Origin of the sequence: Gimesia sp. (assembly GCF_048260065.1) — a bacterium.
Classification (GTDB): Bacteria; Planctomycetota; Planctomycetia; order Planctomycetales; family Planctomycetaceae; genus Gimesia.
Map to the genome: position 1 here is coordinate 47,161 of NZ_JBLXHC010000002.1, position 16,217 is coordinate 63,377.

Consider the following 16,217-nt stretch of genomic DNA (forward strand, 5'->3'; position numbering starts at 1 on the left):
AATGACACTGGCGGGACGAACTCTTCAGGCGGGAATCCGCCCGCAGTGACGATAGTGAAGACGCGAAAACAGTTTAGGTGCAGGCTTTATGTTTAGCGAGCAACTCGGCAATCTGAACAGCATTCGTTGCTGCCCCTTTACGGAGGTTATCGCTGACACACCAGAAACTGAGTCCGTTCGGAGAAGAAATATCACGACGGATTCGACCGATATAGACTTCATCGCTGCCATCACAGGTGGAAGGGAGCGGGTACGACAGGTTCTGCAGGTCATCGACGACCGTAATTCCCGGGAAGTCAGAGAATAACTTTCGCGCTTCTTCCGGTGAGATCGGTCGTTCTGTCTCAACCGTGATGGTTTCGCTGTGGCAGTTGGCAACAGGAATCCGCACGCAGGTCGGGTTGATCTGGATCGTTTCATCACCCAGGATTTTGCGGGTTTCGTACACCATTTTCATTTCTTCGCTGGTGTAACCTTCTTCCTTTTCACTGCCGATCTGTGGGATAGCATTGAAGGCGATCGGGTGGGCAAAGACTTTATAATCGTGCTCTTTGCCGTCGAGGTAGGCTCGGGATCCTTCCATCAGATCGCTGGTTCCTGCGACTCCGGCGCCACTGGTTGCCTGGTAGGTACTGACGATCACTCGGCGAACCGGGGAAGCATCGTGCAGTGGTTTCAGAGCCATCACCATCTGTGTCGTGGAACAGTTCGGGCTGGCAATAATGCCTTTGGCTTCGAGGGCGGCTTCCGGGTTGATCTCCGGAATCACGAGCGCCACTTCGGGCTTCATCCGCCAGTAACCGGATTCATCGATAACAATCGCACCCGCTTCTACTGCAGAGGGAAGAAATTCGGCTGCAACATCATCGGGAGTGGAGGCGATGACCAGTTCCACGCCAGCGAAGGAATCTTTTGTCAATTCTTCCAGTGTGTAGGTTTTACCTTGGAATTCCAGTGTTTTGCCTGCGGAGCGCGCTGAGGCCAGAAATCGAAATTGTTTCGCCTGGAAGTTCCGGTCTTCCAGCAGTTTCCGCATGATATGCCCGACGGCACCGGTGGCACCAATAATGGCGACAGTATCAAACACTTTGAATTCTCCAGTAAACAAAAAGGATAAAAGTCTTTTAACAGAATAACTTTAGGTCAATTACTATTACTCAGGTTTACGATAACAGTAATTCAGGTTCTTGCCTCTTTCGAGAAGGTCATTGTCAAAGGTGACAGATCCCGGGAAAAGAGGTTCAGAGCATCACCGGGGATCGAAGAACGATCAAAAACCCGATTGAACGGGACATTATATGGTCTGAAGGTGGATTCGTCCAATGCTGGGCAGGTGTTGTCTGAAGAGTCATGATTTCTGAAGAAACTTAATCCCCCACAGAGCGGGATTTGTTCTGGTATCGAGGTAATTTACGAGCTTTTTAACAGCAAAGTCCAAATTTCGGGAAGCGATGCTACTAGGGGCAAAACAGTGCTGATATACTCCACAGGAGTGAAATCAAGTCAGTGAGAGAGATTGTCTCGCCTGAAATTTTAAGAAGAAGAAAACGAGCAGGTACCGTACACGATGAAAGTTTTAGTGATTGGTCAGGGAGGCCGCGAACACGCGCTGGTCTGGAAACTGGCCCAGTCGGAGAGTGTCAGCCAGGTTTTTTGTGCTCCTGGAAATGCCGGAACCCAGCTGGATGGAACGAATGTCCCCATCAGCGTCAGTGATATTCCCAAGATGGTCGCTTTCGCGAAAGAAGAAGGGATCCAGCTGGCAGTGGTTGGCCCGGAAGTGCCACTGGTCGCCGGGATGTCAGATGCGCTGCGTGCCGCCGGGATTCCTGTGTTTGGTCCGTCGAAGGCGGCCGCTGAACTGGAAGGCAGTAAGTCATTTGCCAAGCAGATGATGTGGAAGGCCAATGTTCCGACAGCCAAGTCTGAAACATTCAATAATTTTGAAGCTGCAGAAGCTTATCTGGAAGATCGCGAAGAACAGCCCCTCGTCATCAAGGCCGATGGTCTGGCTGCCGGTAAGGGAGTTCTGATCTGCGATACCAAACAGGAAGCACTTGACGCCATCAAGTCGCTGATGAAAATTCGCGAGTTTGGTGATGCGGGAAGAACAGTGATCATCGAAGAAAAACTGATCGGTCAGGAAGTCAGTATTCTGGCGATCGTCAGCGGTTCGACGATTGTGCCTCTGGAAACATCTCAGGATCACAAGGCTGCCTACGATGATGACAAAGGACCCAATACCGGCGGAATGGGCGCTTACAGCCCTGCTCCCCTGGTGACACCGGATCTGATGGATGAGATCATCGAGAAGATTCTCGTGCCGATGGTCAACGTCATGAAAATTGAAGACCGTCCGTTTAACGGCATCCTGTATGCCGGACTGATGATTACCAATCAGGGGCCCAAAGTGCTGGAATTCAATGTGCGGTTTGGAGATCCCGAAGCCCAGCCGGTCCTGATGCGGCTCAAAACGGACCTCGCACAACTGCTGCTGGCAGCTGCGGAAGAGCGTCTGGATGAAATTGACGATCTGGAATGGGATGAACGGCCGACGGTTTGCGTGGTGATGGCGTCGGAAGGTTATCCTGATGAGTACGAAAAAGGGAAAGTCATTCGCGGCTTAAATGAAGCGGCTGAATTGCCTGATACCAAAGTCTTTCACGCAGGTACCACGATGAAAGACGATCAGGTTGTGACTGACGGTGGTCGCGTGCTGGGTGTAACGGCGATTGGTGAAAGCATCAGTCAGGCCAAACTGAAAGCGTATCAGGCAGTCAAATGCATCCGCTGGGATGGTGCCTGGTGCCGCAAGGATATTTCAGATAAGGCTCGCTGAGCCCCCGAGTTCCCTTAAGCATTGAAAGAATGTGCTCGATCAGCCATGCCTGATGAAATTCGAACCTGCTTACTGCCTGTGTTTTCACAACCGGAAGACTTTTCGGGGAGCACTGCCGTGATCCTCGATATTCTTCGCGCTTCCTCTACGATTACGACAGCATTGCATTCCGGTGCCGCTGCTGTCATTCCCTGTCAGGAAATTGAGGAAGCCCAGGAGATCGCTGGTAAACTGATTGAAACTTCTGATTCAGGTGTTTTACTTGGCGGAGAACGCATGGGAGTCATGATCGAAGGTTTCGATCTGGATAACTCCCCTGCCCGTTACTCTGCCGATGTGGTCTCAGGAAAACAGATCGTATTTACGACAAGTAATGGAACGCGGGCTTTGAAACGTGCGATTCAGGCAAGTCGGATCCTGATTGGTTCGTTTTTGAATCTGTCTGCAGTCGTGAAAGAATTGAGTCAACGTGCTGGTGTGGTTTACCTGGTCTGCGCGGGAACAGATGGAGCCATTACCGGGGAAGACTGTCTGTGTGCAGGCGCGATCGCTGCTGGATTACAGGAAATTGCCGGCGGGAATCTGACTTTGGATGATGCAAGCAGAATGGTCGTCGACTATTATCAAACGCAGGTCAGCGGTCCGGGGGGATTGCTGACTGCGATGCGTGCCAGTCAGGGGGGGCGAAATCTGATTCAACGTGGCTTTGAAGAGGATATTCGACTATGCTCCGAATGTGATCGTTACTCGGCACTGCCTGAGTACTGTCACGAATCGGGAAAAATCATGTTATCTTCAGCAGGTTGAATCGCTGCTGTCTTAAATAAGTAATCATAAATTCGTTTTACGAGAGTGTCTTACTGAAGACAAAAGGGAAAGACCAGAACAATGAAAAAAGAGATGGAGAAAATCGTAGCGTTGTGTAAACGGCGCGGGTTTATTTTTCAGTCGTCTGAAATTTACGGCGGTCTGCAGGGGTTCTGGGATTATGGTCCGCTGGGAGTGGAGCTCAAACGGAATGTGAGAGAAGCCTGGTGGTCTGACATGATTACCACCCACAACGAACTGGTTGCGCCGGAAGGGGCACCGAAGCCGTTCTCCATGACCGGTGTGGAAACCACGATCATCATGCATCCCAGCGTCTGGAAAAGCTCCGGACACTTTGACCTGTTTCATGACTTTATGGTCGATTCCAAGGAGTCCAAAGCCCGGTTTCGTGTCGACCATGTGTCGGTGGCCGTTGCTTATGCTGCGGATCAGACTCCGGTTGCCTGTGAAACCTATATGGCTGATATCGGCGAAGAAGGACTATCGAAAACCAAACGCAAACGCCTGGAAAAAGCGATTGCCGAATATGAAAAAGAACAAGGTCTGGACGCCAGTGAAACGCCACAGATTACCGTCTGTAATCTGATGGAATATCGGAAAAAAATGGCAGACGCGAATATTCCCATGACCGGAAAGCTGGAAGCACGCTGTCCTGAAACTGGGGGCGAACTGACCGAGCCTCGCGAATTCAACCTGATGTTCAAAACAATCATCGGTGCGCTCTCAGGTGAAGAAGGAACCGCGTTCCTGCGACCGGAAACTGCTCAGGGGATGTTTGTGAACTTCAAAAATGTGGTCGACAGTGGGCGCGTGAAAGTGCCTTTCGGGATCGCACAGATCGGTAAAAGTTTCCGAAATGAAATTACGCCCCGGAACTACATCTTCCGTTCGCGCGAGTTCGAGCAGATGGAAATGGAATTCTTCTGTCATCCGGATGAATCGTTTGAGTGGTACCAATACTGGCGGGATCGTCGCTACGCCTGGTACATCAAGCATGGGATTGCAGAAGACAATCTGATTCTGCGCGATCATACTAAGGAAGAACTGGCACACTATTCTGTCGGGACAGCTGACGTTGAGTATGCCTTCCCGTTCATGGAAGAGAATGAATATGGAGAACTGGAAGGAATTGCTCACCGTGGTGACTTCGACCTGCGTTCGCATATGGAAGGTAAGCTGGTCCGTGAAGGTGATCAACTGGTCGTCGAGAAGAACGAGCATGGTCAGCCTAAGTACAAAGGGAGTGGCAAGGATCTGACCTACTTTGATGATCAGACTCGCGAACGGTTCATTCCGCATGTGATTGAACCGGCTGCCGGTGCCGACCGGGCAACGCTGGCGTTTCTGTGTGAAGCCTATTACGAAGATGAACAACCGGATGAAAAAGGTGAAATGCAGACGCGAACGGTGATGCGGTTCCATCCGCGACTGGCTCCTGTCAAAGTGGCCGTATTTCCGCTGATCAAAAAAGCGGGCATGCCCGAAGTCGCTTCGTCCATTTACCAGCGTCTGAAATCAGCCGGAATTCAAGCGGTTTACGATCAACAGGGAGCCATCGGACGCCGATATCGTCGTCAGGACGAGATTGGAACTCCTTTCTGCTTGACAGTGGATGGGGATACAGAACAGGATAACTGTGTGACACTGCGTGATCGTGATACACTGGAACAGGTGAGGATTCCGATCGACGATGTCGTTACAGAGATCCATAAACGAATTTATGGCTGAATGAATCTGCCCGGATCGAAAATGTTTCCTGCAAATTGAATATTGAATGAAGAGGAGTCTGTTATGGCCAACGAAAATATGGACCGCCGTGTGTTCGGCAAATATCTCGCTGGCAGTACAGCTGCTTTTCTGGCCGGTGCGAATGCGGCTTCTGCAAAAGAACCGGTGGTCGATGGCGTGACGCGTCCGTCAAATACGCTGCTGCTTGACGGTGGTGGTCAGTCAGTCTGGAATTCAACGGCACGGCACGTTCGTACCAGCGGCTGGGTTTCTCCGGACGGCAAAGTCTTTCACGAAGCAGCCCGGAATATTCCGATTGTCGAGGAAGATGAAGTCATCGTCTGTGGTGGTGGTCCTGCCGGGGTTGCTGCGGCTCTGGCTTCTGCCCGCAGTGGTGCCAAAACCCGCTTGCTGGAAGTCAATGGCTGTATCGGCGGTGTCTGGACGGCCGGCGCATTAACGCTGATCATTGATGCCCAGAATAAGCCAGGCATCATGCGTGAACTGCTGCAGAAGCTGGAAGAACGGGGAGCCAGCAATACCCTGCAGAATGGTTCGGTCGCTTACGATACGGAAAAAACCAAACTGTTACTGGAAGACCTGCTGCTGGAAGCGGGGGTCAAGATTCAACTGCACACCCGCGTGGTGGGAGCGGTAACAGACATTAATAATCGTCTGTCAGTGGTCGTAACCGAATCTAAGTCAGGGCGGCAGGCCTGGCGCGCCAAGGCCTTCATCGACTGTACCGGCGATGGCGATCTGGCGGCACAGGCAGGCTGCGGTTATGAATTTGGTCAGCCGGGTACCGGGTTGACTCAGCCGATGAGTCTGATGGTTCTGCTGACAGGGGTAACGTTAGATGGGATTGCTCAGTTCGTAAGAGGCGATGCAGAACCTCGGAATCTGGGGAACCCGAAGAAAAACCTGCTGGCAGAATTTCAGCGGGCGGGCATCGACCCTTCTTATGGGGGGCCGACGATATTTCGGGTTCGGGACGGGCTGTTTGCGATGATGGCCAATCATGAATACGGTACACTGGCCATTGATGCCGCTCATGTCACTGATGCGACATTACAGGCGCGGCGCGAAGTACACAAACTGGTCAACAGTCTGAAAAAACTGGGAGATCCCTGGACGAATCTTGAGATTATTGCGACTGCAGAACAGATCGGCACCCGCGAAGGACGCCGGATACTGGGGCGTTATTACGTTTCCAGTGAAGATCTGAAAAACGGCGCGCGGTTCGAAGACGGTATCTGCCACGTACGATTTGGAATTGACGTGCATTCCACCAATCCAGGCAAAACAAAAGCCATCGAAAAGAAACCGTTCAAATCCAAGCCTTATGATATCCCTTTGCGGGCACTGATTGCCCGGGATGTGACCGGCCTGATGATGGCAGGGCGCTGTATCAGTGGCGACTTTATCGCACACAGCAGTTATCGGGTGACCGGAAATGCTGTCGCGATGGGCGAGGCGGCCGGGGTGGCTTCTGCATTGGCGGCAACGACTGAGAAACTGCCTCACGAAGTCCCCTTCCCTGAGGTCGCGAAACAACTGGAACTGATTCGTTCTGGTGAAAACCAGCAGGTGAAAAGTTAATTGAAATTCTGAGCTCACTGTCTGCAGGATTGCTTGACCCGAACCAGTGTGGTGTTTACGCTGTCTCTTCGGAGTTCAGCGGCTGTCGTATAATGGTATTACCCCAGCTTCCCAAGCTGGTGACGAGGGTTCGATTCCCTTCAGCCGCTCTTTCTGTTCAGACTCCCTGCTCTTCGTCACCTGCGATTAATATCTACCTGTTCGGGATCAGAGTGGCTTATCGAAGAGACTCTCCAGGGAATTCGCTTTATCGCTGAAGTCGATTTCAATCGCGCTGTGCATTCCCTGTAAAATGATTTTGTGAAAGCGGGGATCGATCTGCAGTTGCAGGATTGTATCTTTCAGGATGTTGTCTTTAAAGCCGATCGTGTCACCCGTTCTGGCATCAAGAACTTCCAGCAGGAAGGAATAGCTGCGGGTTCGGGATTCTGTCCGGATTTTGCTCATGAAGATCAGGAACGGGAGCTGGTACTGTGAGGTATCGACCCAGGAACGTTTGGGAAGATTGCGGCTCCAGAGAATCTGCCCCGTTTTCCCGTCGATGCTGATTAAATCATTGTCGACATGCACCACATTCAGAAAAGAGTCGCTGACATAAAAATCGTTCTGGGGAGATCGCCTGCGGGGCGTCGTGTAGGAGAAATTGAAGTAGTAGCGTTCCTGATCTTTGAAGCCAATAAATTTATTGAGGCTTTTCAGGTATTCGTCGGGGATGATCGATTCGATGATCGTCTCACCGGTTTCTACATTGAGAATCCGCAGCCGGTTTGGAGGCAGCAGAATGGCAAGCTCTGTCTCAGAGATCTGAGTTGAGAAGCCTGTGTTCGAAACCGGTTCGTCAAGCAGGTGCTGATCAGTCAGAGGGTCCCAGAGGCGAACACGTTTTTCTGTGGTCGATGTTGTTTCGTAGAACAGCTTGCGGCCGAAGACATGGCGGGATCGGCTGTTCAAATCCAGCTCGCCTTTTCGAATCAGTTCGCCGGTAATCGTGCTATAGACGTCGTAGTTTGTACGATTAATGTTAAAGGCAACCAGCGCCTGCTGATCACCGATCAGCCCTTTGCTGGAATCACTGAGGAAGCCTGATTTGGAAGGGATATTCCTGCGTTCCCACAAGACTTTCCCGGTGGCTGGATTTAATCCGAACAAGCGGTTATCCCACTGGAAAACACAGACTCGCGGCCCGGAAGGACCAACGTAAAAGAGCGATTGTGAGGTGTTTAAGTCCTCAAATTCCTGTGTCCAGAGTGGCGTCGAAATCTCTTCATCCAGTTGCAGCAGTGAGACTCCATGAATCTTGCGGGTGCTGCCTAGTGGAATGAAATGACCGACACGGGTGTTCTGTGAATGATAAGGGTAGGAAATACGATCTGAAACTTCGATCTTTCCAATCGTCAGTCCAGCGTGCTTGTTGATTACATGCAGTTGTCCGCCGGATTTCAGCAGCAGTTGAGAGATTTCCGGCGGTGGTAGAAACTTCCGCTCATAATTTTTATATGTGTTTCTGGTTTCCGGTGGAGGTGTTCCCAGGTCGCTCTGCCTGATGATCAGGTGTGAGACCTCCCGTTGTAGAGGCTGCATCGCCTGGAAGATGGTCCAGGTCTGTGAGCCTCGATCAAAGCGGTTGACATACTGCTTTCCGGTGATGCCGGTATCGAGGGTGACTTCAGCATATTTCTTATCAAGCTCTTCGAGTAACGCAGCCGCTTCATGAGGCAGACCCGCTGTCTGCCAGAGTTCCAGCAGTTCGTAAGTGGCGTTGGCTGCGATTTGCGCATCGGGATCACTGCGGTTGAGCATCAGCAGAAATTCTGCCTGCTGGATTTGCCCCTGTTCAGTCAGTCGGGCAGCCAGGGTACTGCGGACTTCGACAGCCTGCGACCAGCTGCCGTAGGTGTCGAGAAATGCCTGTAATACAGGGATGGAACCATCTTTCAAAGCGGCCTGCTGATCTTCCGTAATTGTTGCATCCAATGCTTCACGGTCTGCTCGATCTGCTTTCTCAGTCACTTTTTCCATCAGACCGGCGATCAGACTTTTGGTGGTAACCAGGTGATCGGTATCCCCTGCCATTGCCAGCGGATGCTTGACTTCAATTTTCTTAAATTCCTCGGCGACCTCCATCAGAGCCTGATAGTTTTCCTGTTCCAGCAGATACCGTGATTTGCGTGAAAGGTAGCGTCCGCGTTCCTGCGGAGTGGTGGCCAGTCGTTCGAGTTTCGCGAGGATCTGAAATTCGTCCTGAGTCGATTGGTTCAATTCGGCATAGAGCAGTTCCCGCAGGAGGGCCTCAGAACGTGTTTTCACGTTGGCAGTCGTTGAGATTGAGAGGAGTGTCTCCAGCCTGTGTTGTGCGCTGGGTAAATTGCCCAACGCCAGTTCCAGTTCTGCTTTGAGCAGTTGGTCGCTCTGATTTTGGGGAGAGTTCAGACTCTCGCGATCGATGCCTGGTAAACTGGCCAGCAGGGCTTCTGCCTGTGGAAATGCATCGATCTGCCAGAGACCCAAAGAAATCACCTTGCCCTGATGTGCGATGATATTTCCGGGATACCAGTTGTGCTGGAGGGGTTTGTCTTTTGATTGCTGCGAAAGACTCTGATGGGCGTATGCAGCGCCCTGACGCAGTTTCTGTTTAAAATCACGGTTCAGAATCTCTGTGATTTGTGTGGTGTTACTTAAAGTAAATCCGGATTCCTTTCCCGTGGGAACATGGATGCTGAGCACGCTCCCTGTTTTGATAGGCAGCAGGTAGTTTTGCTGTGACAGAAAGCCTTTGCCGGTCACGGGACCTACATGGAGATGCCAGAGTTCTCTTCCATCCTCTATGTGCCGACCACGACAATAGTCCGATCCGACAACCAGCACGGTTTCGTCGACCACTGCGGCGATGTATTCTGCATCTTCGCGATGAACTTCTTCCCAGAGCGGGAGTCCGGTATTTATATCGACACAATGAATATAGGGGGAACCTGTGGGAAGATAAAATACCCGATGCTGATCAATCAGGGGAGCACTCGACAGACCGGGATGGCCAAAGGAGACCGGTCGGTAATACCGTTTCTGTGAAATCCGGCGGTACTGGTCTCCATCACCGTAATAATAGTTCCAGAGAAGATCGCCATTCGTTGCATCAATGGCGACCAGAGTATCCATCTGGGTCGTGCAGATCAGAACCCCCTGGCTGCTGGTCATTGGGCAATGCATATAAGAGCGTGTCCGATCTGTGAAAATCGGCTGATTCACAAAGGCAATCCCCTGTTTCCAGTGAATGGCACCGTTTTGCGGGTTGATGCACAGCACGGAGAGTTGACTGTGGTGTTCGGCGATGGCGTAAATATAATTTCCGACGGGTAATGGTGCGCCCAGGAAGTAGTAGCCTTCAATGCTCCAGGCTGGTTTAGTCTGCGTGGCTGTTGTTTTGTTAGCTGCAGGTGAAGCAGAATGTGATGCATTCTGGCTGGTTGCAGACGGTTTCCCGTTCAAAGGGAGCGCCACCAGCCGGTTCCCCTTCTGGGAGACCAGAGAAAAATGAGACGTCGATCGACGCAGTCCCATGTTGATCTGCGCCGGCGGCAGCGTATCCGGCAGGTAATCAATCGCAAAGACAAATCGACCGTTGCTGCTGAGAGAACCGTAGATCGAATTGTAATTATAAAACTTTTCCAGTGGCAGATTCTGGGAATAGGTTGAGTGTGACGGAGTGTGTTCTTCCAGTTGATCGATCAACTGGCTGAGACTGCCTGCGCTTTGAAACAGCCAGGATGTCTCCCCGGAATTCAGATCGACCGCGCGGATTCCTTTGAAATCGCGATAAATAACCAGGTCACCTGCAGCGATCGGCTGATTTACAACGGCGGTCGAGAGGTTTTCGCGAAACTGTTTGGTCTCCCAGTTTCGTAAGGTTTCCAGGGGACGGTCCTTGTTGGTTAATCCCACAGGATGGCTCCAGACCGGATTCAGGTAAGGCAGACTGGCGTCGACGGACTGATTACGTTTTGCATTCCCCTGCGAGACAAGCCAGTCGGTTGTCTTTTGCGAGGAATTACCAGCGAGTGCAGTGTCCAGAATCTGCAGCGCCTGTTCCAGCGGTAGTGTTCTGCCGGAGACGATGACGTTGGTTGCTCCGTAGGCTTCCAGAATCCGATTGGCTTTTTCGTGCTGTTGTGACTGCTGATAGGTCAGCGCGGCTTTCAGTAAGTGTACCGTTTCCAGACGCGACTGTTGCAGGCGGCTTTCAAGCAGCAGATCCCAGTAACGTGCGGCGTAATCGAAGTTCCCCAGTTCCATATAATGGGTGGCTAAATAATTCAGCGCTTCAAAACCGGCGCGCAACGGGAAAAATCGTAGTGCCAGCAGTTCATACAGTCGCAGGTCATTTGTCTGCCGCGCCTGTTGTAACAGCTGGTTTGCCTGGGGACCGGAGATACGTTCGTAGTCCGCCAGTGAGCGCGGCGAAAACCGGGAATACAGCTGTCGGGTTCGTTCGCGGAAGTTCACAGGGCGTGGCTGATCATCGGACCAGAAGAAGTAATCTTCCTGGTGATCCAGGAGTTTTTCCAGTTGGAGTGCACCTTCAGTGAACTCGCGATCCTGAAATTTCTGCTCGGCTCGTTCAAACTGAGTCTGCAGATTCCGATTTCTGTAAATTCGATGGATTAAGGCTTCGCGTTCCTCAGAGATTGACTGTTCGGGCTCGCTCTGGTCCGGGACTTCTTTCTGCTCGGGCGGGTCGAGGAATGCCAGTAATGGCTGACTGTTCTGTTTTTCACCTGAGAGTAGATAGAAACAGGGGTAAAACAGAACCGCACCCAGGCAGAGCAAGATTCTGGTTGAGGCATTCTTCGGGAACTTCATCCCCGAGAATGGAGGAAATAATCGATTCATCCTGCGGATTCTCCTCAGATCAGAAACAGGTGCCTGCCATCAAGCGCATCACCGAACACAGGCGGTAACATTATAACACAATCAGTAGGGAAACAGACAGACTAGTTTGAAAAGGAGGCCTTCCTCTTTAATATAGAGAATCACCGCATGACAAGTACAGGAAATAAGTTAGTGTTGTTGATTGTTGAATTGACATAAGTTATGTGAATCACCGACAATAGGAGAAACAGTTCCTGGACAGATTACGGAATGTATTGATTCCATCACTGAAGACTGTACAGTCGGGAGAGACAGAACCGCATGCCATGCTTCAATCACTGCAGACTCAGATTCTTCTTAAAAGCTGTTTGCGGAATGCTCCTGTGGTCTGGTCTGACAGGAACCACGCCGGGCATCGCTGAAACGAATAAAATCCCGGTGAAACAGGCGGGAAAAACGCCCGTTGATTTTACGCAGGAGGTGCAACCCCTGCTGGCGAAACACTGTTACTCCTGCCATGGACCCGATGTTCAGGAGGGGGGGTTACGCCTGGATCAGAGCGAGCTGGCATTCAAAAAACTGGAATCGGAGGCGACAGCTGTCGTACCGAATCATCCGGAACAGAGTGAGCTGATCGCGCGAATCACATCAAAAGACGACAGTCTGCAGATGCCTCCCGAGGGGGAACGTCTCAAACCGGAACAGATAGACATTCTCAAGAACTGGATCCAGCAGGGGGCGGAATGGAAAAAACACTGGGCCTTTCAACCACCAGTGCGAAAAAATCCCCCTGAACCCAACCAGAGTCAGTGGGTTAAAAATCCGATTGATGCTTTTATTCTGGCCGGACTGGAAGCCAAAGGGCTGAGCCCTGCTCCACCTGCTGATCGCGTGGCTTTAATCCGCCGCGTCTATTTTGACCTGACTGGTTTGCCTCCTGCTCCGGAAGAAGTCGATCAGTTTGTGAATGACACTTCTCCGGATGCGTACGAGAAACTGGTCGATCGCCTGCTGGCTTCCGCCCGGTATGGGGAACGCTGGGCGCGTCACTGGCTGGATCTGGTGCGTTATGCAGATACGAACAGTTTCGAACGGGATGGAAACAAGCCCAATGCCTGGCGATTTCGCGATTATGTCATTCGCTCCTTCAACGAAGATAAACCGTACGGTCAGTTTATCAAAGAACAACTGGCCGGGGATGAACTCGATCAGGTGACGAATGACACGATCATTGCGACCGGTTATTACCGTCTGGGTCTGTGGGATGACGAGCCGGCAGACCCTCTGCTGAGTTACTACAACGAACTGGACGACATCGTTTCTACAACCAGTCAGGTCTTTCTGGGGCTGACCTTAAACTGTGCCCGCTGCCACGAACATAAAATCGATCCGGTTCCGCATGAAGACTATTATCGATTTATGGCATTTTTTCATGGTTTGAATTCTTACGGGACGCGTGGAGATCAGCTCTCGTTCAACCAGACGGATATTACTACTCCTGAACTGGCGGCAAAGTATGCGAAATACGATCAGCAGAAAAACGAACTGAAGAAAAAAATGCACGGCATCGAAGAGACGGCCATCAAAAAGATGCCCGGCGTTGACCAGCGGAGATCGGAAACCCGAGAACGGGGCAAGCTGCTCAAAGAAAAACTGGCGGAATATCTGGAACCGGAACAAAGCCAGACCTATGAGGGGCTGAAAGAAGAATTAAAGCAGCTGGAAGCAGAACGCAAAAAACTACCGGCGCGGAAAGCGGCACTCAGCGTCAGACGGAGTCTGAAAGAACCCCGCGAGACCTTCGTATTGCTGCGGGGCAATCCGCATGTGCGGGGCGAAAAAGTGGAACCAGGTTTTCCGGAAATCTTCGGTGATACAGAAGTGAAAATCCCCCAACCCGGAAAAGATCAACAGACTTCGGGCAGGCGGCGTGTGCTGGCAGAATGGATTGCAGATGAGGACAACATGCTGACCTCGCGTGTGATTGTCAATCGGATCTGGCAGCATCATTTTGGCCGGGGAATTGTGCAGTCGCCGAATAATTTCGGGCAACTGGGCGTGCCTCCCACGCATCCGGAACTGCTGGACTGGCTGGCTCTGGAATTCGTCAAAGGGGGCCAGAAATTCAAGGCGTTTCATAAGCTGCTACTTATGTCGAATACCTACCAGATGTCATCCCGCTACTCGGAACAGGCGGCTGCCATCGATCCCGCCAATGATCTGTTCTGGCGGTTCAACATGCGGCGCTTGAGTGCAGAAGAAGTACGCGATTCCATGCTGGCGGTGAATGGCCGCCTGAATCTGAAAATGTATGGCCCTGGTATTTATCCGTTGATTTCTCAGGAAGTCCTGCAGGGACAGTCTCAGCCGGGCAAAGGCTGGGGCGATTCGTCGGAAGAAGAACGATCCCGACGGAGCGTTTATATTTTTGTAAAGCGTTCACTGGTAACTCCCCTGCTCTTCAACTTTGATTTTGCCGATACCGACAGCAGCTGTGCAGTTCGTTTTGTGACCACACAACCGGCTCAGGCACTGGGAATGATTAACGGTCAGTTTACCAATCGACAGGCAGAACTGTTTGCTGATCGACTGATTGAAGAAGTGGGAACCGAATATCCCGCATTTGTGACGCGGGCAATTCGCCTGGCATATGGACGTACGCCGCATACAGGTGAAGTCGATGACGGCGTACAACTGATTAAACGATTGATGGAAAAACATTCCCTGAAAGAGAAACAGGCACTGGATTATTTCTGTCTGACGATTTTGAATCGGAATGAGTTCGTCTATCTGGATTAAAAGCGATTCCGGTTACTGAAACCCGAATCATAAGACTCGATGCTTGAAGAGGACCGACGATGGCTTTAGAGCAACAGGCAAATCAACAGAACGGACATGCACAATTTTGTCGTCGCACCCGGCGGGAGTTTCTGTGGGAAGCCGGTGGTGGCTTTGCGTCAGTCGCTTTAACGGGGATGATGTCTGCAGATGGTTTTTTGAACTCACAGGCTTTTGCTGCGGACGGGGTGAGCCAGTATCAGAATCCATTGGCTCCCAAAGATCCTCACTTCAAGCCCAAAGCCAAAAGCGTCATATTCCTGTTTATGTATGGCGGTCCCAGTCATGTTGATACGTTTGACCACAAGCCCAAACTGTATGGCCTGGACGGCAAGACGGTCGCCGTGAAAACCAAGGGACGTGGCGGTGAAAAAAACGAGGGCCGCGTGGTGGGACCCAAGTGGAAGTTCAAGCAATATGGCGAATCAGGTCAGTGGGTATCTGAACTGTTTCCGCATCTGGCGACCTGTGTGGATGACATTGCATTTCTGAAATCAATGACGGCCGATTCACCCATCCATGGATCGGCGATGCTGATGATGAATTCGGGGCGCATTCTGAGCGGTTTTCCCAGTCTTGGTTCGTGGCTCAATTATGGACTGGGAACTGAGAATGAGAATCTACCGGGGTATGTCGTGATGCTCGATCCGACCGGCGGACCGATCAGTGGAGCGAAGAACTGGTCGAGTGGTTTTATGCCGGCGACTTACCAGGGAACGACGATGCGTTCGAAAGGTGCACCTCTGATCGATCTGCGTCGCCCGGAAGGTATGTCCAAAGCTGTGCAGCGGGAATTACTGGATGCCTTGAAGACTGAGAATGAAAAGCATGAAGCGACCCGGGCTGGTAACTCGGAACTGGCGGCCCGCATTGCCAGTTATGAGCTTGCATTCAAAATGCAGCAGCATGCACCTGAAGCGGCTGACCTGGCTTCTGAGACGAAGCAGACCCAGGAAATGTATGGTCTGAATAATCCTCGTACGGCTGATTTTGGCGGTCGATGTCTGCTGGCACGCAGGCTGGTGGAACGGGGAGTTCGGTTCATTCAACTTTACTCTGGAGGCAACCATAACGATGCGAACTGGGATGCACACGGCGACCTGGTGAAAAATCACAGTTATCATGCGGGAAACACGGATCAGCCTATCGCGGCGTTGATCAAGGATCTAAAGGCCCGTGGGCTGTTTGACGATACCATTATTGTCTGGGGGGGAGAATTTGGCCGGCAGCCGACCGCGGAATACGCGAAAGGGACGGGCCGCGATCATAACTCAGCCGGGTTCACGATGTGGACAGCCGGAGGTGGGATTAAAGGAGGCGTCTCTGTCGGTGCGACCGATGAACTGGGGGCCGCAGCAGTCGAGAAGCCATTTCATGTCAAACGCCTGCATGCCACGATCCTGAACCAGATGGGCCTCAATCCGAACCGGCTCTCCTATTTCTATGGCGGTCTGGATCAGAAGCTGGTCGGAGTGGAGCATACAGAGCCGATTCATGAGATTATTTAGACCTCGGATTT

The 16,217-nt window shown here is 51.7% G+C and carries 8 protein-coding genes and 1 tRNA gene; 7 read left to right on the plus strand and 2 right to left on the minus strand.

From position 1 onward, the window contains the following. Positions 1 to 73: 73 nt before the first annotated feature. A complete protein-coding gene (locus tag ACN0YN_RS03370) occupies positions 74 to 1,087 on the minus strand; it encodes an aspartate-semialdehyde dehydrogenase (RefSeq protein WP_417383577.1) in 1,014 nt (337 codons plus the stop codon). A gap of 480 nt (positions 1,088 to 1,567) precedes the next feature. Here ACN0YN_RS03370 and purD point away from each other — a divergent pair, with 480 nt between their 5' ends. From purD to ACN0YN_RS03395, 5 genes are all read left to right on the plus strand, one after another. Further along, entirely contained in the window at positions 1,568 to 2,839 is a 1,272-nt protein-coding gene (gene purD, locus ACN0YN_RS03375) for a phosphoribosylamine--glycine ligase (protein WP_417383578.1), read from the plus strand. A 45-nt stretch (positions 2,840 to 2,884) separates the two neighbouring features. Next, positions 2,885 to 3,646: a 2-phosphosulfolactate phosphatase gene (locus ACN0YN_RS03380; protein ID WP_417383579.1), complete on the plus strand. Its 762-nt coding sequence runs from the start codon at positions 2,885 to 2,887 to the stop codon at positions 3,644 to 3,646. A gap of 81 nt (positions 3,647 to 3,727) precedes the next feature. Beyond that, entirely contained in the window at positions 3,728 to 5,395 is a 1,668-nt protein-coding gene (locus tag ACN0YN_RS03385) for a glycine--tRNA ligase (protein WP_417383580.1), read from the plus strand. A 63-nt stretch (positions 5,396 to 5,458) separates the two neighbouring features. Next, a complete protein-coding gene (locus ACN0YN_RS03390; RefSeq protein ID WP_417383581.1) occupies positions 5,459 to 6,997 on the plus strand; it encodes an FAD-dependent oxidoreductase in 1,539 nt (512 codons plus the stop codon). Positions 6,998 to 7,075: 78 nt separating this feature from the next. Next, positions 7,076 to 7,146, plus strand: a tRNA-Gly gene (locus ACN0YN_RS03395). Between the two features lie 58 nt (positions 7,147 to 7,204). On the opposite strand, the gene ACN0YN_RS03400 is transcribed toward ACN0YN_RS03395, so the two are convergent. Beyond that, positions 7,205 to 11,881, minus strand: a complete 4,677-nt coding sequence (locus ACN0YN_RS03400; protein WP_417383582.1) for a PQQ-binding-like beta-propeller repeat protein — start codon at positions 11,879 to 11,881, stop codon at positions 7,205 to 7,207. Between the two features lie 354 nt (positions 11,882 to 12,235). Here ACN0YN_RS03400 and ACN0YN_RS03405 point away from each other — a divergent pair, with 354 nt between their 5' ends. Beyond that, positions 12,236 to 14,659 carry a DUF1549 domain-containing protein gene (locus ACN0YN_RS03405; protein WP_417383583.1) on the plus strand — a complete coding sequence of 808 codons (2,424 nt, stop codon included), beginning with the start codon at positions 12,236 to 12,238 and terminating at the stop codon, positions 14,657 to 14,659. A 59-nt stretch (positions 14,660 to 14,718) separates the two neighbouring features. Further along, complete coding sequence (locus ACN0YN_RS03410; RefSeq protein ID WP_417383584.1) at positions 14,719 to 16,206, plus strand: DUF1501 domain-containing protein; 1,488 nt, start codon at positions 14,719 to 14,721, stop codon at positions 16,204 to 16,206. Positions 16,207 to 16,217 lie beyond the last annotated feature (11 nt).